The 21,504-nt window shown below is 67.6% G+C and carries 16 protein-coding genes; 9 read left to right on the top strand and 7 right to left on the bottom strand.

Translation table 11 applies throughout. The features are described from left to right. Nucleotides 1-59: 59 nt before the first annotated feature. The 4 genes from OXU32_11555 to OXU32_11540 all read left to right on the top strand — a co-directional run bounded on the left by OXU32_11555 (nucleotide 60) and on the right by OXU32_11540 (nucleotide 4,521). Nucleotides 60-815 (top strand): hypothetical protein, encoded by a 756-nt coding sequence (locus OXU32_11555; protein MDE0074586.1) that lies wholly within the window; start codon nucleotides 60-62, stop codon nucleotides 813-815. Nucleotides 816-862: 47 nt separating this feature from the next. Beyond that, nucleotides 863-2,113, top strand: a complete 1,251-nt coding sequence (locus tag OXU32_11550; protein ID MDE0074585.1) for a hypothetical protein — start codon at nucleotides 863-865, stop codon at nucleotides 2,111-2,113. 92 nt (nucleotides 2,114-2,205) lie between these two features. Then, on the top strand, nucleotides 2,206-2,880 hold the full coding sequence (locus tag OXU32_11545) for a carbohydrate binding family 9 domain-containing protein (protein MDE0074584.1): 675 nt from the start codon (nucleotides 2,206-2,208) through the stop codon (nucleotides 2,878-2,880). 27 nt (nucleotides 2,881-2,907) lie between these two features. Next, nucleotides 2,908-4,521 carry a DUF5916 domain-containing protein gene (locus tag OXU32_11540; GenBank protein ID MDE0074583.1) on the top strand — a complete coding sequence of 538 codons (1,614 nt, stop codon included), beginning with the start codon at nucleotides 2,908-2,910 and terminating at the stop codon, nucleotides 4,519-4,521. Nucleotides 4,522-5,567: 1,046 nt separating this feature from the next. Here OXU32_11540 and OXU32_11535 read toward each other — a convergent pair. The 5 genes from OXU32_11535 to OXU32_11515 form a co-directional block, all read right to left on the bottom strand. Beyond that, the gene (locus OXU32_11535) at nucleotides 5,568-5,969 is read right to left on the bottom strand and encodes a MotA/TolQ/ExbB proton channel family protein (GenBank protein MDE0074582.1); all 402 of its coding nucleotides are present in this window, start codon (nucleotides 5,967-5,969) and stop codon (nucleotides 5,568-5,570) included. After that, nucleotides 5,966-6,733 (bottom strand): hypothetical protein, encoded by a 768-nt coding sequence (locus OXU32_11530; GenBank protein MDE0074581.1) that lies wholly within the window; start codon nucleotides 6,731-6,733, stop codon nucleotides 5,966-5,968. Before OXU32_11530 ends, OXU32_11535 begins: the two co-directional genes overlap by 4 nt. Nucleotides 6,734-6,867: 134 nt before the next feature. After that, entirely contained in the window at nucleotides 6,868-7,239 is a 372-nt protein-coding gene (locus OXU32_11525) for a PadR family transcriptional regulator (protein MDE0074580.1), read from the bottom strand. Then, nucleotides 7,236-8,300, bottom strand: a complete 1,065-nt coding sequence (locus OXU32_11520) for a 6-bladed beta-propeller (GenBank protein MDE0074579.1) — start codon at nucleotides 8,298-8,300, stop codon at nucleotides 7,236-7,238. Before OXU32_11520 ends, OXU32_11525 begins: the two co-directional genes overlap by 4 nt. 284 nt (nucleotides 8,301-8,584) lie before the next feature. Next, nucleotides 8,585-9,262, bottom strand: a complete 678-nt coding sequence (locus OXU32_11515; GenBank protein ID MDE0074578.1) for a hypothetical protein — start codon at nucleotides 9,260-9,262, stop codon at nucleotides 8,585-8,587. Between the two features lie 184 nt (nucleotides 9,263-9,446). On the opposite strand from OXU32_11515, the gene OXU32_11510 reads away from it, so the two are divergent. The 5 genes from OXU32_11510 to OXU32_11490 all read left to right on the top strand — a co-directional run bounded on the left by OXU32_11510 (nucleotide 9,447) and on the right by OXU32_11490 (nucleotide 18,196). After that, nucleotides 9,447-10,163 carry a hypothetical protein gene (locus tag OXU32_11510; protein MDE0074577.1) on the top strand — a complete coding sequence of 239 codons (717 nt, stop codon included), beginning with the start codon at nucleotides 9,447-9,449 and terminating at the stop codon, nucleotides 10,161-10,163. Nucleotides 10,164-10,178: 15 nt separating this feature from the next. Further along, entirely contained in the window at nucleotides 10,179-11,777 is a 1,599-nt protein-coding gene (locus OXU32_11505) for a DNA polymerase Y family protein (protein MDE0074576.1), read from the top strand. A gap of 44 nt (nucleotides 11,778-11,821) precedes the next feature. Next, nucleotides 11,822-15,055, top strand: a complete 3,234-nt coding sequence (locus tag OXU32_11500) for an error-prone DNA polymerase (GenBank protein ID MDE0074575.1) — start codon at nucleotides 11,822-11,824, stop codon at nucleotides 15,053-15,055. Between the two features lie 223 nt (nucleotides 15,056-15,278). Beyond that, nucleotides 15,279-16,139, top strand: a complete 861-nt coding sequence (locus tag OXU32_11495; protein MDE0074574.1) for an RNA polymerase sigma factor RpoD/SigA — start codon at nucleotides 15,279-15,281, stop codon at nucleotides 16,137-16,139. Nucleotides 16,140-16,168: 29 nt separating this feature from the next. Further along, nucleotides 16,169-18,196, top strand: a complete 2,028-nt coding sequence (locus tag OXU32_11490; protein ID MDE0074573.1) for a hypothetical protein — start codon at nucleotides 16,169-16,171, stop codon at nucleotides 18,194-18,196. 71 nt (nucleotides 18,197-18,267) lie between these two features. On the opposite strand, the gene ssb is transcribed toward OXU32_11490, so the two are convergent. Then, nucleotides 18,268-18,609 carry a single-stranded DNA-binding protein gene (ssb, locus tag OXU32_11485; protein ID MDE0074572.1) on the bottom strand — a complete coding sequence of 114 codons (342 nt, stop codon included), beginning with the start codon at nucleotides 18,607-18,609 and terminating at the stop codon, nucleotides 18,268-18,270. A gap of 119 nt (nucleotides 18,610-18,728) precedes the next feature. Further along, nucleotides 18,729-21,494, bottom strand: a complete 2,766-nt coding sequence (gene polA, locus OXU32_11480) for a DNA polymerase I (GenBank protein MDE0074571.1) — start codon at nucleotides 21,492-21,494, stop codon at nucleotides 18,729-18,731. Between the last annotated feature and the right edge of the window lie 10 nt (nucleotides 21,495-21,504).

The following is a 21,504-nucleotide window of genomic DNA, read 5'->3' as shown; positions in this document are numbered from 1 at the left end:
GTTCCGGAGGCGCAAGTGGCAGCGCTCGGGCCCGGCTTCCAACTTACCGGGAGACCTCCATGAATCGACAGACCGCGTCGCCGTTTCTTGCAGTAGTCCTTGCGGCCGGAACGTTCCTGCCCGCGACACTGCATGCGCAGGAAGGAAGAGGTTTCCTCTTCAGCCGTCCCGGCGCCACCTTCAACTTCCGCACCGGATACGACATCCCCCGCGCGAACAGCGACATCTTCAGCTACACGAGCGAATTGCTCACGCTGGAGAAGAGCAGCTTTGCGGCTCCGGTCATCTCGGTGGACATCGGCGTGCGGCTCACCGAGAGGCTCGAGCTGGTGGGGGGCGTGGGATACGCGAAGAGCGTGACCCCCTCCGAGTTCCGCGACTGGGAAGACAACAGGGGCCAGCCGATCGAACAGGTCACCACCCACTCCAGGCTCCCCTTCACCGTGAGCGCCCGCTACTACCTGCGTGATCGCGGCCGCAGCCTGAGCCGCTTCGCCTGGGTGCCGTCGCAGTTGGTGCCCTACGTGGGAGCGGGGGCGGGCGGCAACGTGTACAAGTTCGAGCAGGACGGCGACTTCGTCGACATCGAGACGCTCGACGTCTTCAACGACCTGCTGGTGTCGGACGGCACCGCCCCCTTCGTGCATGTCTTCAGCGGCATCGAATACGCGCTGGGCCCGCGATTCGTGCTGACGGCGGAAGGGCGTTATTCTTGGTCCAGCAGCCCCATGGATCGTTCGTTCGAGGGGTTTGAGAACATCGATCTGTCCGGCTTCCAGATTCTCGCGGGAGTTGGATTCCGCATGAGCGGGTGACCGCGGTGCCCTCGGGTGGAAGCAAGGTGTCAGTGGAGGGAAGGAAGATGAAAGCACATGAGGAAGCTCTGACGGCTGTCGCCCGGCGATGTTCGGTCGCTGCGTTGCTGTTTGTGGTCGCCGCCGTCCCCGTTGAGGGACAGACCGAGGTTGGCAGCTGGCTGGCCTTTACAGGCTGCTGGACGCCCCTCGAGCAGGATCCCGAGGAGAGGCCGACCCTGTGTGTGGTGCCCGGGGAAGACCGCTTCTCGGCCGAGTTCGTGACCGTGCGCGACGGCGAGGTGGTGTCGCGCGAGGTGGCGCGCGCCGATGCACGGCCCGTGGATGCCTCGCAGGAGGGCTGCGAGGGAACCACCACCTGGCGCTTCTCGCAGGACGGCCACCGTGTGTATCACCGCTCCGAGCACGTCTGCGACGGCACGGTGACCCGGAAGGGCTCGGGCATGATGGTCATGTTGAACCCCACCGAGTGGATGGACGTCAGCGCGGTGGAGGTCGAAGGCGAGGTGACGCCCTGGGTGCAGCGCTATCGCATGGCGGGCATCATGGCGACGCAGGAGGCCGGATACGCCGGCCTCGGGGACGACCAGGAGATGGCGATCAGGGCCGCGCGCATGTACTCCACCACGTCGCCGACCATCGCCGCGATCATCGAGGCCGGCCAGACGCTGCACGCCGAGACGGTGCAGGCCTGGCTGGTCGAGAGCGAGCCCGACCTGAACGTGAACGCGGAACACCTCATCCGGATCGCGGATGCAGGCGTGGATCCGGACGTGATCGATGTGGTGGTCGCGGTCGCGAATCCCCAACGCTTCCGGCTCCGCGAGGAGGACAACAGAGGCCGGCCGATCGCCCAGCAGGATCGTGACCGCCGCAGGGTGCGCACGGATCCCTGGTACTATTCCCCGTTCGGCTTCGGCTACTACGACGGGTATGGGCTTTACGGGTACGGGTATTCCCCGTACCGGTATGGTTACTACCCGTACTCCTACGGGCGTGGCTACGGGATGGGGTACGGGTACGGCGGCTACTACGGGATCGGCTACCGGCCGGTAGTGGTTCAGGTGAGCGAGCGCCCGGCCGAGCAGCGCGGCAGGCTGGTTAGGGGCCTCGGGTACGTTCGCGGCGGCGACCGCGGCAGGTCCACCGTGGTGGGAAGCGACGGCGGAGGCTTCTGGTCCTCCGGCGGGTCCCGCAGCGGCGGTTCGTCGGTCGGCGCCTCCTCCGGCGGCTACCGGGGCGGGTCCGGCAGCTCGACCGGACGCACCGCGCGCCCGCGGGGAGGAAGCGGCAGCTAGCGTACCCGGGAAACGGTTCGGGCTGGCGCCGGGAGAGCGCCGGGAGATACGTTTCTCCCGGCGCTTTTCCTTTCATCCCGACAGGATTCCTCGTGCGAGCAACCACTGTGTTTCTGGTAGCGATCCGCCGAATGGCCCGGGGTCATTCCCGCATTCGGCGAACGGGCTACGGCGTGCAAGCCGTGGCGACCGCGGCCCTTGTAGCCATCGCGGCGGCCGCGCCCCTCAGCGCGCAGAACGGCCAGAACGGGCACAGTGTTGCCGCCTCCCGCGTGGACGTGGCGCCGGTCCTGGACGGCGTCCTCGACGAGCCCGTCTGGAGGGCGGCCGAAGCCATCGACGCGTTCGTGCAGCAGGAACCCGACGAGGGGGCGCCGGCGTCGGAGCGCACGGAGGCGCGGATCCTCTACGACGGGGAGAACCTCTACATCGGGGTGCGGGCCTTCGACTCGGAGCCGGACGGCGTCATCGCCACCGAGATGCGCCGCGATTCCGACCGAATTCTGGAGGAGGACAACTTCCAGATCATCCTCGACACCTTCAAGGACTTCCGCTCCGCCTACATGTTCGTCACCACGCCGCTGGGGGCGAAGCTGGAGCAGCAGGTCTTCGAGGAGGGAGAGGGAGGAAGCCGGCGCGGCTTCGGGGTGGCGACCAACATCAACAAGGACTGGGACGGGGTCTGGCACGTGAGCGCGCGCCGAACCGACGACGGCTGGGCCGCGGAGATCGCGATTCCGATGGTCACCCTGCGCTTCCCCGACTAGGAGCGCCAGGAGTGGGGCGTCAACTTCATGCGCAACATCCGCCGCAAGAACGAGCAGGCGTTCTGGGCCGGCATCCCGAAGCCCTACACACTCACGCGCGTGAGCCTGGCCGGCAGCCTCACCGGCCTGGAGTCGCTAAACCGGGGCATGGACCTGCGCGTCAAGCCGTTCGTCTCCGGGGGCGCGGCGCGCGTATCCGATGCCGGCATCGTGGAGAACGACGGGCAGCGCGACGTGGGGTTCGACATCAAGTACGGGGTGTCGGCCGGACTGAACCTGGATCTCACGTACAACACCGATTTCGCCCAGGCGGAGGTCGACGACGAGCAGGTCAACCTGACCCGCTTCGCCCTATTTTATCCCGAGAAACGCGAGTTTTTCCTGGAGAACGCCGGACAGTTCAACGTCGGCACGAACAGCGCCTTCCAGCGCGTGGCCGACCTGTTCTTCAGCCGGCGCATCGGCCTGTCCAAGACGGGCGATCCCATTCCCATCCTGGGTGGCGCGCGGCTGACCGGGAAGGTGGGTCGCAACAACATCGCCATCATGGACATCCAGACCGACGGCCTGCCCGGCGACGTTGGGCAGGGCATCGGGGGCCGCGACGGCGAGAACTTCTTCGTGGCCCGCTACAGCCGCGACATCATGGCGCGCTCCAAGGTGGGCGCGCTGGTCATCAACAAGCACGTGGGCGACGGCCACTACATCAACCGCACCTTCGCCGCGGACATGACGCTGGCCCCGCACCCGGCCTTCCTGGTCAACAGCTTCATCGCCAAGACCTCGACGACCGGGGTCACCGACGGCCAGCTCGCCGGCTACATCCGCCTCGGCTGGCTGGACGAGGACTGGAACGTCTACGGCGAATACGCGGATTTCCAGGACAACTTCAACCCGGAGGTCGGCTTCCTGCCGCGCAACGGGATCCGCATCAGCAAGATCCACCTGGAGCGCAATCCCCGGCCGGGCCGCTTCGGGGTGCGCGTCTTCGACCCGATGGTCAACATCACGTACACCACCGACCAGAACAATCGGCTGGTGACGCGCCGCATCCACCACATGCTGGGAACGAGGCTCCAGAACGGGGCCTACATCAACATCTGGTACAACGCCAACCTGGAGGTGCTCGACCAGCCCTTCCGGGTGCGGCCGGACGTCGTCGTGGAACCGGGCACGCACCGGTTCGGCGACTGGCGCTTCTCGTTCACCAGCGACCCGTCGCGCCGGCTCTACGGGACCGTCTACTACTCTCCGCAGACCTTCTTCGACGGCGACCGCACCGACTACAGCGCGAGCGCGGGCTTCAGGCTGACCAGCCAGCTGGCCGCCGAGGGGGGGTTCACCCGCAACGACGTGAGACTGCCGGGGGGCGATTTCAGCGCCGACATCGCCTCGTTCCGCGTCGACTACGCGCTCTCGCCGACGATGACGCTGCGCACCGTGACGCAGTACAACTCGCTCACCGACCTGTGGAGCACCGCGGCCCGCTTCAACTACATCTACCGGCCGGGGAGCGACATCTACATCGTCTACGACGAACTGCGCCGGAACGACTACGACGAGTTCGGCCGGTACAACGAGTTCGCGTCCTTCCGCGAGCGGCAGCTGATCGTCAAGGTGACCTACCTGTTTTCGCGGTAGGGCGTTCTTCTCACGACGACCTGTCGTCCGCGGGGAGGAGAGGTCCGGGTTGGTTCAGCCCGCCGGTATGGATCGAGCCACGCGAAAACCCCTGCTGTCGCTATCCCGATTGGTCCATGGCCCAGGCCAGTAGTAGCTACGGTGCGCTGCCCTTACGGTCCAAGGGTAGTAATCAAACGAGCCACCCCTGACGACGGGTCGTTCGCACACGTTGCCTCTCCACCAGGGAGAGTCCTCCTCACGCGCCGATCCATCACCCGGATTGCCTGCGTGCGTATCGTTCCAGCAGTCTGCCACCCATTCGGCGACGTTCCCAAGCATGTCATGCAATCCGAACGGATTCGCAGGGAACGTCCCTACCGGCACCGTGGAAAGTTCGTCCCATTCGCTGCCACAGCCCATGCACACAGCCCTTCCCGAATCCAACTCCTCTCCCCACCACCGTGCCGTGGGTGTTCCGCCGCGGGCCGCATACTCCCATTCCGCTTCGCTGGGGAGCCGATACGCTTCCCCGGTGACTACTCGAAGCCACTCGACGTATTCTGCGGCGTCCGGGCGCCCCAAATGGATCACAGGACGGTCTCCCCGGCCCCAGCCGCCGTCGGGGGGCTCGTACACACACCCTCCGGCCTCCACGCACTGGTCCCACTCCGCGAACGTCACTTCGTACTTGCCGATTGCAAACGCCTGCGAAATCGTCACCCCGGTTGCTGGTGTTTCTGCCGCAGCCATCCAGTCAGGTTGGGTCGGCGCCAATTCGAACCCTTCGTCCTCGTTGCGGCCCATCACGAAGGAGCCCGGCGGAAGCTCCACCATCAGCGGACACGCGGGGCAGTCGCGGAACTCCCGGAGTCTGGAGGAAGGGGGATGCCCGGGGTGGTCACCGGCCGCGACCGCCTCAGCGGCTTCCCGCGACGTTGGTGTGTCAGCGCTCTCAGGTCCGCACGCGGCGACAATCGCCGCCAGCAACCACCCCGGTATCCGCAGCATCAGCGAGTTTACGTGCAGCAGCACTCGTCGATCTGAGTGAACTCCCAAAACGGACGTCATGCGGGATCGCCGGTGTGTTCCGCGATGAGGAAGCGCCAGCGCAGCTGCAGCCCGAACCAAAGAAGGGAAGCAATGGCCAGAACCAGGGTGCCGAACGCCGAACTGAGGAGCGCGACCTTTATGCCGCCCCAGACCAAAGTGCCTGAGAATCCCTCAATGGTCTCGATAGCCTGAGCGGCGGTGATAATGCCGACCAGCGTGCCCAGCACGCCGCTGATGGCGGCAAATCCTCCCCAGAACAGGATGGAATCGATCCAGGTCTTGGCGTGCCGATCCGGCATGGCGCTTGGCCGTACAAGCTGGAGCGACCACTGCGCCAGTGCGACGATGGCCAGCAGCGAGAAGGTGATGGGCCAGCGGATGATGCCGAGGGCTTCGAAGGCTTCCATCGCGGTCATGTTGGCTCTCCGGGGGATGGAGAATGGTGTGGGTGCGTAGCGTGGAGCGACTGCGGTGCCCCAAGGCGAGTTTCCGGTAAAGAGTTGCCTAACAGCTTGGCGTGTGCACCGAAGACGAGTGCGAGCCAGTGTGCCGGGATAAACCAAGCCAGCCCTCCCGCGAGGGCTAGCAGCAGCGAAACCGAGAGCAGGACCGAGCTCGCGCCCAACCAATCCAGAAGGAGCAACCGGGCCAGCTCGGGCTCGATTTCCAGAACCCCGGCGAGCCGAAAGAAGTCGGCGAGAGTGCCGAAAACGCCGGTGGCGAGCGTCAGGCCGGACAGGAACAGGATGATACGGAAGCTCGCTGCCGGATCCTGGTGGTCGTGCTTGACCCACAGCCTGAACAACTGAGCGAAGATGGCCGCGAACAGGAGTGCGCCCAGCCCGAGAACCGGCCACAGAAAGAGCGACGCATGACGGAGCCAGTCGGCTCGCAGGAGCAGGAAAGTCTCCACGAGAAGCACGACTACGGTGGCCAGGACCAGCGCCGAGCGCTCGATGGTTCGCAGGCGGCCAGGGCTGAAGTAGCGGGTGAGCCGGCGGTAGTGAGAGGCGTGCAGCCGGTCGAGTTCACGGAGGGTCGCCCCGTCGGGCACGAGCGCGACCAGTGCACGGGCATGAGCCTTCTCCGAGGGCATGCCCCGGGCTTCGAATTCGCCCGAGAGCGCTTCGAGGTCGAACTCGAGTTCGCGCAGGATCCTCAGGCGATCCGAAATGGGCACTGTCAGATCCCGGTCCAGCCTGCGCAGCGTTGGCAGGAATGCTCGCAGGCGGACAGGCCTCTCATCGGCGCCTGGCTTCGCGTACGCCAATTCCCGTGGCGACGACGACAACTCTCGCGGCGAAGCTTCGGCACTCACGCCGAGGCCTCCCGCGCACGGCGAAGCATCCGCGTGAGTCCAGACAAGATCTCCTGAACCCGGTCCGTTTCTCCGCTGAGGTGCCTGCGACCGATGTCGGTGAGCGAGTATACCTTCCTCCTCCGGCCAGTCCCGCTCGACCAACGGCCCAGGATGAGCCCATTCGCCTCCATCCGGTGCAGGATCGGGTACAGGGTACCGTGTCGGAACCGGAAGATCCCATTGCTGTGCGCTTCCACATCCAAGGCGATCTGGTAGCCGTGCCTTGGGCCCTCCCGCAGAGCAGCGAAGACCAACAGCTCGTGGATTTCCCGGGCAAAGCCCTGCGCGTCGAATTCCTGGTCGCCGGGAGGAGCTTGCTCGTTCATGACTGGCTTTGCCTCCTTTGGGAATCCACGTCGACCAAGCGGTATAGCGAAATGATCGTCTCTCCGGTGTCCTCCAACCGAAGACCCGCGAAGACCGAGTCGGACGGAAACGCAACCGGAACCGCGGGTGCCTCGAAAGAGCCCGTGTACTCTCCCGAGGAGTCGAAGATGTCGATGAAGCGAGGCGTCATTCCGTCGGTGGTGCGGGTCACCCAGAGCTGGCCTCCGGGAGCTGCGACCGTTGCCAGAACGGGCGAAACTCGTTCCTCGTATCCGACCGCGTTCACGATATCCTCCGCCTCCAGCCCGAAGCGCCGCATGAAACTTCCGTAGGGACCGGCACCGAACTCCGCACCCCTCACGGCCATCTGCGTCGTAACCTCGATCGGATCCACAGACCGCCGGATGCTCGCCACCACCGAACCACCGGCATGCTTGTCGATACGGTAGCCTGGCCCGTTCAGGAAGAGGATGGAGTCTCCCCTGTGCGTCCAGATAACCGATGGAGCCAGCACTTTGGGTCCCGGAAAGGATCCGCCGCCGAACTCCATGACCGCCAGTTCCATCGGGACTTCGTGCAGCGTCGTCGTGGTCTGTCCTCTCCCAACAACGAGTCGCTGCTCGGTGACCGTCCCGGAAGTGGAACTCGTCACCGTGGCGAGCCAATCGCTTCCCATCGCGAATCCCGGGCCCCAATAGGTCAGTTCCGGGCGCTGCTCGTTCAGAAGTTCTCCCTCGTTCGACCAGCTGCTCAGCATCTGCCGGCCGGCATCCCAGACAGTCAGAACTCCGCGCGGGTCCATGTGGACCGCAGATGGGTTCTGAAACTCTCCGGGTCCGTCCCCCTCGCGTCCGTAGCTGTCCGCGTAGGCTCCCGAAGCGTCGAATGCCACGACTCTCTGCCCTGTCCAGTCCGCCACGTAGATCCGGCTTGTCATCGGATCCGCGGCCACACCCCACGGAACCGCCGTGAGTGCGCTGTCCGGGGGGATGAGATCGACTGTTTGCATGGCTCGGATGCCAAGCATTTCATCGGGGCCGTCGTTGTCGATGATGGTCACGCCTGCAGAATCGCGCGCAGGCGCGGCTTGGGTGTCACGGCGTGCCGGGTCGCACGAACTGGTTGTCAGCATCAGCAAGGCGACGACCCATTGAATGCCGGTTCGAGACGGATGGTGACGCATGGCGTCGCCTGGCTGCTTGGAACGCGTTCGCTTGTGCATTATCTCGGGGCCTCCTCCCTGGCAGGGCAAGCTATCGACGACTGTAATATCGCATCACGATATTTCGATCTTCGATATATTGCAAGCGGAGGCCTCCCCTTGACGGGGTTGGCTTTCGCGGCTCAGGAGGTCACGGCGGTCAGTTCGATGTCACGGTTGACGCTGAGGCCGCATACGGAGCCAGTGATGGTCGCGGTCGGGATGGCGCCGCTGAGGGCGCTGTCGACCATCGAGATCTCGGAGGTGATGGTGTTGTCGAGATCGCAGCTGCCCGACCTGGTGCCGCTCGTCCAGCTGAACGAGCCGGAAGACGTGATGCTGATGGAAAAGCTGAAGTCTTCCAGCACAAGGATGACCGAGCCCGTCTGAGCCAGACCCGGATTGCTGTCCAGGACGAAGGTGGTGCCGCCGCCGGTGAACGTGCAGCCGCTGGGGGTCAGGGTGCCCGACAGCTCCACCTCCAGGGAACCCCGGGCCTCGTCGATGGAGATCGTCGCACTTCCCGAGAACGCGGCTTCACCGCCTTCGGCGCAGGGAGTGGAGGCGTCCAGGGGAAGTGGCGCTCCAGGTGGAACGACCGTGAGCATGGCCGGATCCGCCTGGAGGAGTATTCCCCCGTACGCCAGGAGGCTTCCACCGTACAGCCCCTGCACGAGGGCGTTGGCTTCGTCCTGGGTCATCTGGTCCCCGTCCGGCTCCGTAGAGCTTTCGCAGGCTGTGAGCGCGAAGGTGGTCGGGACGAGCAGCAGAACGAGGAGGAGTTTGAGGGATATCGGCTGACGATTTTTCCTTGAGGACATTGTCCGAAGCTCCTGAGAATGGGATTGGCGGCGTTCCCCCTGCGGTAGTGCGATACGCGAAGAAGAGAACCCTGCCGCACGTCATTCTACCCTTTCCGGGATGGGATGGTTCGGACGCGCGGAGAAGGGATCGCCGTTTGACACTTACGGGTTTTGTTCGGTATCTTGTCGGCCCATGTCTCATGTGCCGAAGACGAAGCGGCGGGCGCTGGAGGCGCTGCGCCGGGAGATCCGCCGGATCGAGATTCCGGGCGAAGCGGGGGTGGCCCTGTCGCTGGGCATCCCGGAAATCGATGGCGTCCTGCCCGGAGGCGGACTGCGCGCGGGGTGCGTTCACGAGATCGGCGGGGACCAGGCCGCGACCGGCTTCTGCGCCGTCCTCCTGGCCCGTGCCGACAGGGCACCGGGGCCGCTCATGTGGCTGGCGCGCGGGGATGACCTCTATCTGCCGGGGCTGGTCCGGTACGGGATCGAGCCGGGACGGCTGCTGGTCGCTTCGGGGCTGCGGCGGCGGGCCGACATGCTGTGGGCCATGGAGGAGGCGCTGCGCTGCCGGGCCCTGAGAGGGGTCGTGGCGGAGGTGGACACTCTCGACCGGGCAGCCTCCCGGCGCCTGATGCTGGCGGCCGAAGGCTCGGGGGTGCCCGGGCTGGTGCTGTGGCCCAGGGCGAAAAGGGAGCGGAGGGGACGGGTGAGGGTTCCCACGGCCGACAGCCGGTGGCGGGTCACCACCGTTCCGGGTGCCGGGATGGCCCGGTGGCGCGTGGAGGTGCTGCACTGTCGGGGAGGGAGACCGTGGTGCTGGGTGGTGGGGTGGGACGACGATGGGTGGCGCGTCCTGCCATTTGCGGCTCCGGTGCCTTCCGCGGCCGCCCGTGATCTTTCGCGCCGCGCCGGCTGACCCGACCCCAGGCCAATGGGCGTTTTTTCCACCCCCCGCCGCATTGTCGCCGCCTGGTTCCCCTGGTGGCCGGCGGAGAGGCTGGCCTGGCGCTGTCCCGAGGCACGCACCCGACCCTTCGCGACCATCGGCGAGCAGCGGGGGCGGCTGGTGATCGAGGCGGTCAACCCGCGCGCGGCGGAGGCGGGGCTGGCGCCGGGCATGCCCCTGGCCGACGGGCGGGCCATCGTGCCCGATGTGATCGCCCACCCGGCCGATCCGGCCGCCGACGCCCATGCGCTGAAGCGGCTGGCCCGGTGGGCGGACGGCTTCACCCCCCGGGTCATGCCGGCCGGCGCGGACGGGCTCTTCCTCGATGTCGGGGGGTGCACGCATCTCCATGGCGGCGAAGTGGCGCTGATGACGGCACTGGGGGCGGGGCTGGGGGGGCTGGGGCTCACCTCTCGGCTGGCGCTCGCCGGCACGCCCGGGGCGGCCTGGGCGCTGGCCCGCCACGGCGAGGAGTCCGGGGCCATCGTGTCCCGGTCCACGGGTCCGGACGAGGTGAAGGAGGCGCTGGCCGGGCTCCCCGTCGCCGCACTGCGGCTCGAAGCCGATGTCGTGGAAGCGCTGGCCTCCTTCGGCCTGGACAGGATCGGAGCCCTCTACCCCTTCGACCCCGGGGCGCTGGCGAAGAGGTTCGGCCCCGCCCCGCGCCGCCGCCTGGAACAGGCCCTCGGCTTCGTCGAAGAGCCGGTCATCTCTCTTCCGCCTCCGCCTCCGCGCGAGGCACGCCGTGCCTTTGCGGAGCCGATCTCGACAGTGGACGCCATCCACGCGGCGGTGGAAGCCCTGCTGGAGGAGCTGTGCCGGAACCTGAGCCGGGCAGGCGAGGGCGTGCGGCGCATGCGGCTCGTCTGCCACCGGGGAGATGGAGCGCGTTCCGTTCTGGTGGCGGGTACCAGCCGGCCTCTGCGCCGCTCAAGGCTCCTGATGAACCTGTTCGCGGGGAAGCTGGAGCGGATCAACCCGGGTTTCGGCATCGAGGAGATGGTGTTGTCCGCCGAGGTGGTCGAGGTCGTCGAGGAGGAGCAGGAGGACTGGTTCGCGCAGGCCGAAGCGGCAGCGGCGGGACGTGGCGGATGGACCGGAGGAAAGAACGGAGCGGGCGGTCGCGAGGAGCTGGCCGCCCTCCTCGACCGGCTGGGGAACCGCTTCGGGTTCGGAAGCGTCGCCTGTCCGGTCCCGCGCCAGAGCTGGCTGCCCGAGCGCGCGGTCGAACTCCGCGAACCCCTGGCCGCACCCCGGAGGCAAGGCCCGGACTGGCCGGGGGGGCGCTGCCGGCCGCTCCGGCTGCTGTCTCCCCCGGAACGGGTGGAGGCCGTAGCCCGCGAATCCGGCGGAGTGGAGCCCGTGGGTGCGCCGGCCTTCTTCCGCTGGCGCGGACGGAGGCACAGGCTGTGCGCGGCCGAGGGGCCCGAGCGGCTGGAGTGCGAATGGTGGCTGGAGGACGCCCCTTCCCGCGACTACTACCTGGCCGAAGACGAGGAAGGGCGGCGCTACTGGCTCTTCTGCGAGCGGTCCCGCGACCCCGCCGCCCTGCCCCGCTGGTTCCTGCACGGGTTCTTCGCGTGAGCGCGGGCGGGCGCGACCCCGCGCCGCGCCTCCCCGGCGGTCGAGTGGAGGGAGGTTCGACGACCTGGAAGGGCGGCTACGTGGAACTGCAGGTCACCAGCAACTTCTCGTTCCTGCGCGGCGCCTCCCAGCCCGAGGAGCTGGTGGAGCGGGCGCATGCGCTGGGATACCGCGCCCTGGCGCTCACCGACCGCAACACCCTGGCGGGGGTCGTGCGCGCCCACCACGCCGCCCGCGAGATGGAACTGCGCTTCATCCCCGGAGCCCGCCTCGACCTCGAGGACGGGCCGTCCCTGCTCTGCCTGCCCGTCTCCAGGAAGGGCTACGGCCGTCTGGCCCGCCTGATCACCCGAGGGCGCAGGCGCGCCCCCAAGGGGGAGTGTCGGCTCGTGCGCGAGGATGTCGTGGAAGCGGCCGGGGAGCAGATCTTCGTTGCCCTGCCGCCGGAAGTTCCCGGTCCCGGGTTCGCCGACCGGCTGGCGTGGTACCGGGAGCGGCTGGACGCACCTCTCTTCCTGGCCGCCACCTGCAGCCATCGGGGCAACGACATCCGCCGCCTGACCGCTCTCGCATCCCTCTCAGAGACGGAGCGCGTGCCCTTGGTCGCGACCGGCGACGTGCACCAGCACATCCCCGAGCGGCGCCGGCTCCACGACCTGCTCACCTGCATCCGCGAGCGCTGCACCATCGACAGCGCCGGCTGGCGCCTCGCGGCCAACGCGGAACGCCATCTCAAGTCCCCCGCGCAGATGGCCGCCCTCTTCCGCGGTCATCCCCGTGCCCTGGCCAATGCGGTGGAGATCGCCGAACGCTGCCGCTTCTCTCTCGGAGAGCTGCGCTACGAATACCCCGAGGAGGTGGTCGGCGAAGGCCGCACGCCCCAGCGGGAACTGGAGATTCTGACCTGGGAGGGCGCGGCCCGGCGCTATCCCGGGGGCATCCCCTCCAGGGTGCGGGCGACCCTCGAACACGAACTGGCGCTCATCGACGAACTGGAGTTCGCCCCGTACTTCCTCACCGTCGCCGACATCGTCCGGACCGCCCGCGGCCTGGGCATCCTGTGCCAGGGGCGCGGCTCGGCCGCCAACTCGGCGGTGTGCTACTGCCTGGAGATCACCTCGGTCGATCCGGACCGCATCGACCTGTTGTTCGAGCGCTTCATCTCCGCCGAGCGCGGCGAGGTGCCCGACATCGACGTGGATTTCGAGCACGAGCGCCGCGAGGAGGTCATCCAGTACATTTATCGCAAGTACGGCCGGGAGCGGGCCGGGCTGGCCGCGACGGTGGTGACCTACCGCGTGCGCAGCGCGTTGCGCGACACCGGCAGGGCCATGGGGCTGAGCAAGGACACGGTCGACCGGCTGCTCTCCATGGCTTCGGTGTGGTCGAAGCCGGTGGACGAGGAGCGCGCCCGCGAGGAAGGGTTCGATCCGACGGACCGGCGCCTGCGCCTGACCCTTCAGTTGGCCCGGGAACTGTACGGCTTCCCCCGCCATCTGTCCCAGCACACGGGCGGGTTCGTCATTTCCCGCGGGCCGCTGTGCGAGATCGTTCCCATCGAGAACGCCGCCATGGACGACCGCACGGTGATCGAGTGGAACAAGGACGATCTCGAGGCGCTGGGGCTCATCAAGGTGGACGTGCTGGGCCTCGGCATGCTCTCCTGCATCCGGCGCTCCTTCGAATTGCTGGAAGCGCACTACGGCGTCCGCCACACCCTGGGGGACGTGCCCTCGGAGGATCCGGAGGTGTACGGGATGATCCAGCGGGCGGACACGATCGGCGTGTTCCAGATCGAGAGCCGGGCGCAGATGGCGATGCTCCCCCGGCTGAAGCCGGCCACCTTCTACGACCTGGTCATCGAAGTGGCGATCGTGCGGCCGGGGCCCATCCAGGGGGACATGGTCCACCCCTACCTGCGCCGGCGGAGGGGCGTCGAGCCGGTGGAGTATCCCTCCATGGAGTTGCGTGAGGTGCTGGGGAAGACTTTGGGCGTGCCCCTTTTCCAGGAGCAGGCGATGAAGATCGCCATCGTCGGGGCCGGATTCAGCCCGGCCGAAGCCGACCAGCTGCGCCGGGCCATGGCCAGCTTTCGCAACTACGGCACCATCCATCGCTTCCGCGACAAGTTCGTGGATGGGATGGTGGAGAGGGGGTATGACCGGGAGTTCGCCGAGCGCTGCTTCAGGCAGATCGAGGGGTTCGGCGACTACGGCTTTCCGGAGAGCCATGCGGCCAGCTTCGCGCTCCTGGTCTACATCTCCTCGTGGCTGAAGCACCATTACCCGGAGGTCTTCGCCTGCGCCCTCCTCAACAGCCAGCCCATGGGCTTCTACGCGCCCGCACAGATCGTGGGCGATGCGCGCAGGCACGGGGTGGAGGTGCGCCCCGTGGATGTCAACCACTCGGAGTGGGACTGCACTCTGGAGCCGGTGCGTTCGCCACCGGGCTCGCATCCGGCGGGGCGGAATGGATCGCGCCCACGGCCGCGCATGGCGTTGCGGCTGGGACTGCGCCAGATCCGCGGTCTGAGGGAAGAGGATGCCACCCGCATCGTGACGGCCCGGGAGGAGGGGTATCGTTCCCCGGCCGACCTGCGGCGGCGGGCAGGGACCCGTCCGGCCGTCCTGACGCGCCTGGCCAGGGCCGATGCCTTCACCTCCACCGGGCTGGACTGCCGCCAGGCCGCCTGGGCGATCGCCTCCCTGGACCAGGCGGAGCCGCTGCCGCTCTTCGATCCGCCCGGCGAGGCGGAGCTGCCCCGCCCGGAACCGGCCCTGCCCGCCATGACCGCCGGCGAGCAGGTGGTGGCCGACTACCGCACCACCGGGCTGTCCCTCAAACAGCACCCCACCGCCCTGCTGAGGGAGCGCCTGGCCGACCGGGGGGTGCGCCCGGCCAGCCACCTGGAAGAACTCCCCGCCGGGACGCGCGTCACCGTCGCCGGCATCGTGCTGGTCCGCCAGCGGCCGGGCACGGCGGGCAGGATCGTGTTCGTGACCCTGGAGGACGAGACCGGATCCTCCAACCTGGTGGTGTTTCCCTCGGTCCAGGAACGTTGCCGCCGCGCCCTGCTCACCGCGCGCCTGATGGTCTGCCGCGGCCGGCTCCAGAAGGAACAAGGAGTGATCCATGTGATCGCCGACCACATCGATTCCCTCAACGACTGGCTGGACGGCCTGGCCGGAAGGCCGCCGCAACGCTCGTCGGCTGGCCCGGTTGCGCCGGGAGCGATTACAGGGGGTGCGTTCGTGGGCAGGGGGCGGTTCTTCCACTGACGACCCGCAGGTGAATCCGTGCGAGCCCCGGGATCCGGAAGGCGCTCCATCATCTCGTATCCGGACTCCGGGCAGCCCGGAGATACAACAAAACCGGGGTCTGACCTGTCAGAAGAATCAGTGGTAGACCGGTCGGCATCGGCAGTGTTAGATTTCCCGACTTGCTGTTCCTGGGCCCGGCCTTCGCCGTTTTGTATACCCACCCCCGGTAGGCGCGCACTGGATGTTCTCATCCTCCCGTGGTCTGGATTCCTTCGATCAATACCTTCAGGACGTAGAGAAGTACCCGCTCATCCGGGATCCCGAAGAAGAGCGCGAGCTGGCGCGGCGCGCCCGGACCGGGGACATGGAGGCGGCCGAGCGGCTGGTGACCGCGAACCTCCGCTTCGTCATTTCCTACGTCAAGAAGTACCAGGGCCGTGGCCTCGGCCTCGCCGAACTGGTGTGCATCGGCAACGAGGGCCTGCTGAAGGCGGTCAAGAAGTTCGATCCCGACAAGGGGGTCAAGTTCATCAGCTACGCGGTCTGGTGGATCCGGCAGACCGTCCTGCAGGCGCTGGCCGAACAGACCCGTTCGGTGCGCATCCCGCTCAACCAGAACTCCAACCTCGCCAAGCTGGCGCGCACCGACACCGCGCTGACCCAGGAGCTGGGCCGCTCTCCCACCGATCAGGAGATCGCCAAGGAGATGCAGGAGCCCGTCGAAACCATCCGCGCGCTGCGCCGGGTGGCCGCGACCGAACTCAGCCTGGACGCCCCCATCGACCGTCGCGACCGGGACAGCTCGAGCTTCGGCGAACGCTTCGCCGGCGTGGAAGCCGCGGACATCGAACTGGATGTGGAGGCGCTGGCGCGCCGGGCCTTCATGGAGGACATGTTCGAGAGGTACCTGACGGAACGCGAACGAAAGATCCTCTACCTCTATTACGGCCTGGACGACGGCGAGGAGCGCACGCTCGAGGAGATCGGCGTGCTGCTGGGGGTCACGCGCGAACGGATTCGCCAGATTCGCAACCGCGCCTTCGAAAAGTTGCGCGACAGCCCGCACGGGGATTCGCTGTCCGGTTTCTGGAGCGCGAACTGACCCGGTTTTCGGTTCAGGACATTCCTCACTTGCTGGCGGTCGCCCTCGCCACCGGCGTTTCCCTCGCCCTCGCCACCGGCGCGTCTCCCGCCTCGGCACAACAGGCTTCCTCCTGGGACGATCTCCGGGTGCTGGAGTTCGTTGAGCGCGGGACCGCGACCCGACAGGCCGCCGTCATGGACGGCCTGCGCGCGTATACGGCCGACGCACGCGGCTACGTCTACTTCTTCCTCGACCGTCAGGCCGGCGAGGAACGCAACCTGGTCAAGACCGACCAGCTCGCGGTACGGGTGTACTGGAAGGCGCCCGGCCTGACCCGGCAGCACATTCTCGGTCGCCGCGACGACCGGCGGATGCCCACCAACATCCGCTACCACCTCGACCACCTGGTCATCATCCAGGAGAACTTCGGCGACGTGATCCGGATCGGGGACGGGGACGAGGTGTCGTCCGTTATCCATCCCCTCGCTCCGGGCGCGGCCGCCCGCTACGAGTACCTGCTGGCCGACTCGATCACGGTCGCCTTCGCGGACGGCCTCGACCCCGTCCGGGTGTACGAGGTGCAGGTGCGGCCGCGCGATCCGGACCAGCCCGGCTTCGTGGGCACCCTCTTTCTCGATCGGGAGACGGCGGCGGTCGTGCGCATGAACTTCACGTTCACGCCCGCGTCCTACGTCGACCCGCAGCTCGACTACATCCGTGTATCGCTGGAAAGCTCCCTCTGGGATCGCCGGTACTGGCTCCCCTACCGGCAGAGCCTCGAGATCCGGCGAAAACTCCCGTTCCTCGATCTTCCCGTGGGCAGCGTCATTCGGGGCCGCTGGGAAATCGACGGCTACGACTTCGAGGACGATCTCCCCGACCTGTTCTTCCTGGGGCCGCAGATCGTGCGCAACCCGGACCCGATGCTGGCCTTCCCCTTCGAGCGCGATCTCTACGCCCAGGTCGACGAGGAGGGGCTCGCCCCCACCCCCGAACTGATCGACATCGAGGCCGAGGCGACCCGGCTGGTGCGCGGCCGATACCTGAGCGGGCTCCGCCGCCTGCGTCTCGCGATGCCGCCCCTCTCCGAAACGGTACGCTACAACCGCGCCGAAGGCTGGGTTACCCAGGGCGGCTTCAATCTCCGCGCGACCAACCGCCTGCATATCGGGACGCTCCTGGGCTACGCCCACGCCGCGGGCCGTCCCCTGGGTCGCGTGAGCGCCGTGTTCGAGGCCCCGGACCGCGAGCGGCCGAGCACCGTCGGCCTGGATCTCTTTCTGCGCGAGCCGCGCGACATCGGACCGGTGCCCGGGTCGAGCCGGATCATGAACACCCTCTCCTCGCTGCTCCACCAGACCGACTGGACGGACCCCTACTTCGCGACGGGCGCCCGCGCCCGCGCAGGCCGCTCGTTCGGCCCGGTTTCGACGCGCGCCGAGGTGCGCTACGAACGCCATCACGGCGCGCGCGTCGTCGCCGGCGGAGAGCCGGGCGGCTGGCGTCCGGTGCGCACCATCGACGAAGGCGACCTGACCGCCGTTCGGCTGTCCGCGTCGCTCGGTTCTCCCGACCGCCTGTTCGGGGAAGCGGGCGCCACCTTGGCGAACTTCGACGGCGCCCCCTACCAGGAAGCGTCCCTGCGTCTCGCGGCCGGCCGCCGGTGGCTCGAACACGGCGTGGAACTCCGCTCGTCCCTGGACGCCGCTGTCGTCTCCGAGGGCGCGCCGCCGCAGTCGCTCTACCTCCTGGGAGGCCGCGAGACCCTTCCCGGATACGGCTACCGCTCCCTGGCCGGCGATGCCTTCTGGCTGCTCCGGGTTGAAGGCTCCCGCCAACTCTTCGGCCCATGGGTGCGGCTCCGCGGCCTGGGCGCGGCCGGTCGCACCCGGCTCGCCTCCGCGGAGGTTCCGGCGTCGTGGGACGCCCGCCCCCCCCGGATCACCCGCTTCTCCGCCGGGCTGGGGGTCGCCCTCGGCTGGGATCTCGTCCTGGTCGACGTGGTGCGCGGCCTCAACGGCGGCTCATGGGAGGTCGTTCTCGACCTCAACCGGCGCTTCCGCGACCTCTTCTAGGATTCCGAGGACGCATCCGCGCAAGCACCCGAGCGGGGTAGCCCGGGGCTCACAGCGTGCCTTGAGGACTGCTAGTCCTCGCTCCGCTGCGTGAGCAGCACCAGCTCCCGCGCGGTCACATCGGCCGTGGGAATGGTGATGCCGTCCCGCTCATAGGAGTCGTACTCGAGCCGGCCCTCCACATACACCCGGTCTCCCTTCCGCACGAAGTCCTCGACGAACTGGGCGGTTCTGTTCCACACGGTGATCCGGTGCCAGTCCGTCCGCTCCTCCACGTCGTTCGGACCGCGGCGGATCCGCTGGTTGGTGGCGAGCGAAAAGTGCGCCACCTTCTTGCGTCCCTGGGTCTCGTGGACGTCCGGATCCCGCCCGACATTCCCGATCAGGATTACCTTGTTGACCGACCGGCTCATCGGCGTCTCTCCTTCTCTTGCGCGTGAAACTGGATTCCTCCCGGCGACTCTCACGTTCGCGGGGAAACCCGGGCGAAGGAATGACAGGATGAGCCGATCGAAGCCCCGGTCAGGCAGGGTCAGCCCTTGCACTGGAACCAGCTTTCGCCGGTGCCGGTATCTACCACCAGCGGCACCTCGAGCGCGCTCGCGTTTTCCATGTGCGACACCACCATGTCGCGCACCGCCTCCAGCTCCGCGGCGGGTGCCTCGAGCACCAGCTCGTCGTGCACCTGAAGGAGCATCATCGCCGCCGAGCCGGCTTCGTCCAGGGCCTGCTGAACCTCGATCATCGCCTTCTTGATGACATCCGCGGCCGTACCCTGGATGGGTGTGTTGCGCGCGATCCGCTCCCCGTGCGCACGGATGTTCCAGTTGCGCGAGGCCAGCTCGGGCACGTAGCGGCGCCGCCCCGCGAGCGTCTCGACGTAGCCCCGTTCCTTCGCCAGCGAGACCTGCTCGTCAAGGAAGGTGCTCACGCCGCTGAAACGCTCGAAGTACTGGTCGATGAAGCGCTTCGCCTCGCCTTGCGGAATGCCCAGCTGGCGTCCCAGGGAGAAGGCTCCCTGTCCGTACAGGGTGGCGAAGTTGATCGTTTTCGCCTGGTCGCGCATTCGCGCGCTCACCTCGTCCACGGGCACGTCGAAGATCACGGCGGCGGTCTGGCGGTGGATGTCGCTGGCTTCGCGGAACGCGGTCACGAACGCGGGATCGCCCGAGAAGTGCGCCAGGATGCGCAACTCGATCTGGGAGTAGTCCGCGGTCAGCAGAACGTGTCCCGGGGCGGCCACGAAGCCCTTGCGGATCTCCCGTCCGATCCGGGTGCGAATGGGGATGTTCTGGAGGTTGGGGTTGCTGGAAGACAGCCGGCCGGTCGCCGCCACCGTCTGGTTGAAGTGCGTATGAATGCGCCCGGTGCGCGGATGGACGAGCCCCGGGAGGGCATCGATGTAGGTGCTGCGCAGCTTCTCCATGCGGCGATACTTCATCAGCAGCCGCGGGACCGGGTGGCCGAGCGCCTCGAGCTCCTCCAGCACCGAGGCGGCTGTCGACGGCCCCGTCTTGGTCTTGCGGATGACCGGGAGCCCCAGATCCTCGAAGAGCACGGTTCGCAGCTGGGGCGTCGAATTGAGATTGAATTCGGATCCGGCTTCCCGGAAGATCTCCTCCTGCACCAGCCCCAGCTCATGCTCAAGCTGCCGGCTCATCTCGCTGAAGAAGAACGGATCGATGCGGACTCCGTTTCGCTCCATGCGCGCCAGCACCGGCACCAAGCGCATCTCCACATTCCGAAACAGGCCGTCCAGGGCGTGTCCCTCGAGTCTGGGCCGGAAATGTTCGCGCAGGCGTCCTGCGCAGTCGGCGCGCTCGCAGGCGTAGCGGAGCACTTTCTCGGGCGCGACCCGGGTCAGGGGAACCTCCTTCTTCCCCGTGCCGACCAGTTCCTTGAGCCGGGCGGTCTCGAGGCCGAGGCGGTTCGCCGCCAGCGTTTCCAGTTCGTGGCCCCGGAGCTCGGGCTCGAGAAGATAGGACGCCACCATGGTGTCGAACGAAGCCCCGCCGAGTGCGATGCCGGCCTCCGCCAGCGCGACCATCCCGTGTTTCAGGTCGTGACCGGTCTTGCGCACTCCGGGATCCTCGAGCAGATCGCGGAGCGGGGCCATGCCAATCGAGTCGAGCGCCGGAAGATTGCTCGCCGACGCCGCGGACTCCGCCAGCGCCCCCATCTCGAGATCGAGGGCAGGCTCGTGGGCCAGAGGGAGGTAGCGAGCCTTCCCCGGCAGGCTCGAGAGGGCGATCCCCGCGATGGATCCGCGCCGCGGATCGGGGGACGCGGTGAGCACGGCGACCGCCACGTCGCCCTGCGCCCGCGCTTCCCTGACCACTTCGTCGACTCCCACCTCGTCGAGCACCATCCGGTAGTCGACGTCCTCGTCCCTGGACGACACATCATCTGCCGGCGCGCCGGCAAAGCGCTCCAGGAGGGTGTGAAACTCGAGTTCCAGCAGCAGCTCGCGCATCCGCTCGCGGTCCGGAGCACGCACGGCCAGGCCGTCGAGGTCGAGGTTCACGTCCACGTCGGTGAGCATCGTCACAAGCTGCCTGGACAGCCGGATCTGGTCTGCGTTGTCGAGCAGGGACTCGCGCGGGCGCTTGGCCCGCACTTCCTCCGCGTGCGCGAGAATCTGATCCAGGTCTCCATACTGGTCGATGAGCTTGACCGCCGTCTTGGGCCCGATGCCCGGCGCTCCGGGCACGTTGTCCGAGGTGTCTCCGATCAGTGCCAGGTAGTCGATGATGCGATCGGGAGGGACCCCGAAGCGCTTGCTCGCGTTCGACTCGTCGACCCACTCCGCCGAGGTGCCGGCGCGTCCCCCGCGCGCGGGCCGGAACAGCCTCAGGCCCGGGCGCAGTAGCTGGTAGAAGTCCTTGTCCCCCGAAACGATGACGGCCTCGATATCCTCCTTGAGCGCGAGGGTGCGCTGCGCCAGGGATGCGATCACGTCGTCCGCCTCGAATCCCTCGACTTCGACCACGGGATGATGGAGGGCATCCAGCAGCGACCGGATGCGGCCCAGGCTCTCGCGCAGGTCCTCGGGCATCTTTTCGCGCGTTGCCTTGTACTCGGGATAGAGTTCCTTGCGCTGACTCGAACCGGCGTCGAAGACCACAGCGAGATAATCGGGCGCGAACTCTTCCCGGATCCGGATCAGGTAGTTGAGGAAGCCCCACTCCGCGGACGTGTTCTCGCCCCTGGAGTTGGTGAGGGGCCGGTTGGCGAAGGCGAAGAACGACTGGTAGATGAGCGCGTAGGCGTCGATCAGGAAGAGGGTGGGCGGGTTCATGCCCCGATGT

It is taken from the genome of Gammaproteobacteria bacterium (assembly GCA_028819075.1).
Classification (GTDB): Bacteria; Gemmatimonadota; Gemmatimonadetes; order Longimicrobiales; family Gaopeijiaceae; genus BD2-11.
Note: the sequence above shows the minus strand (reverse complement) of the source record. Positions and strands in the feature narration are given on the sequence as shown.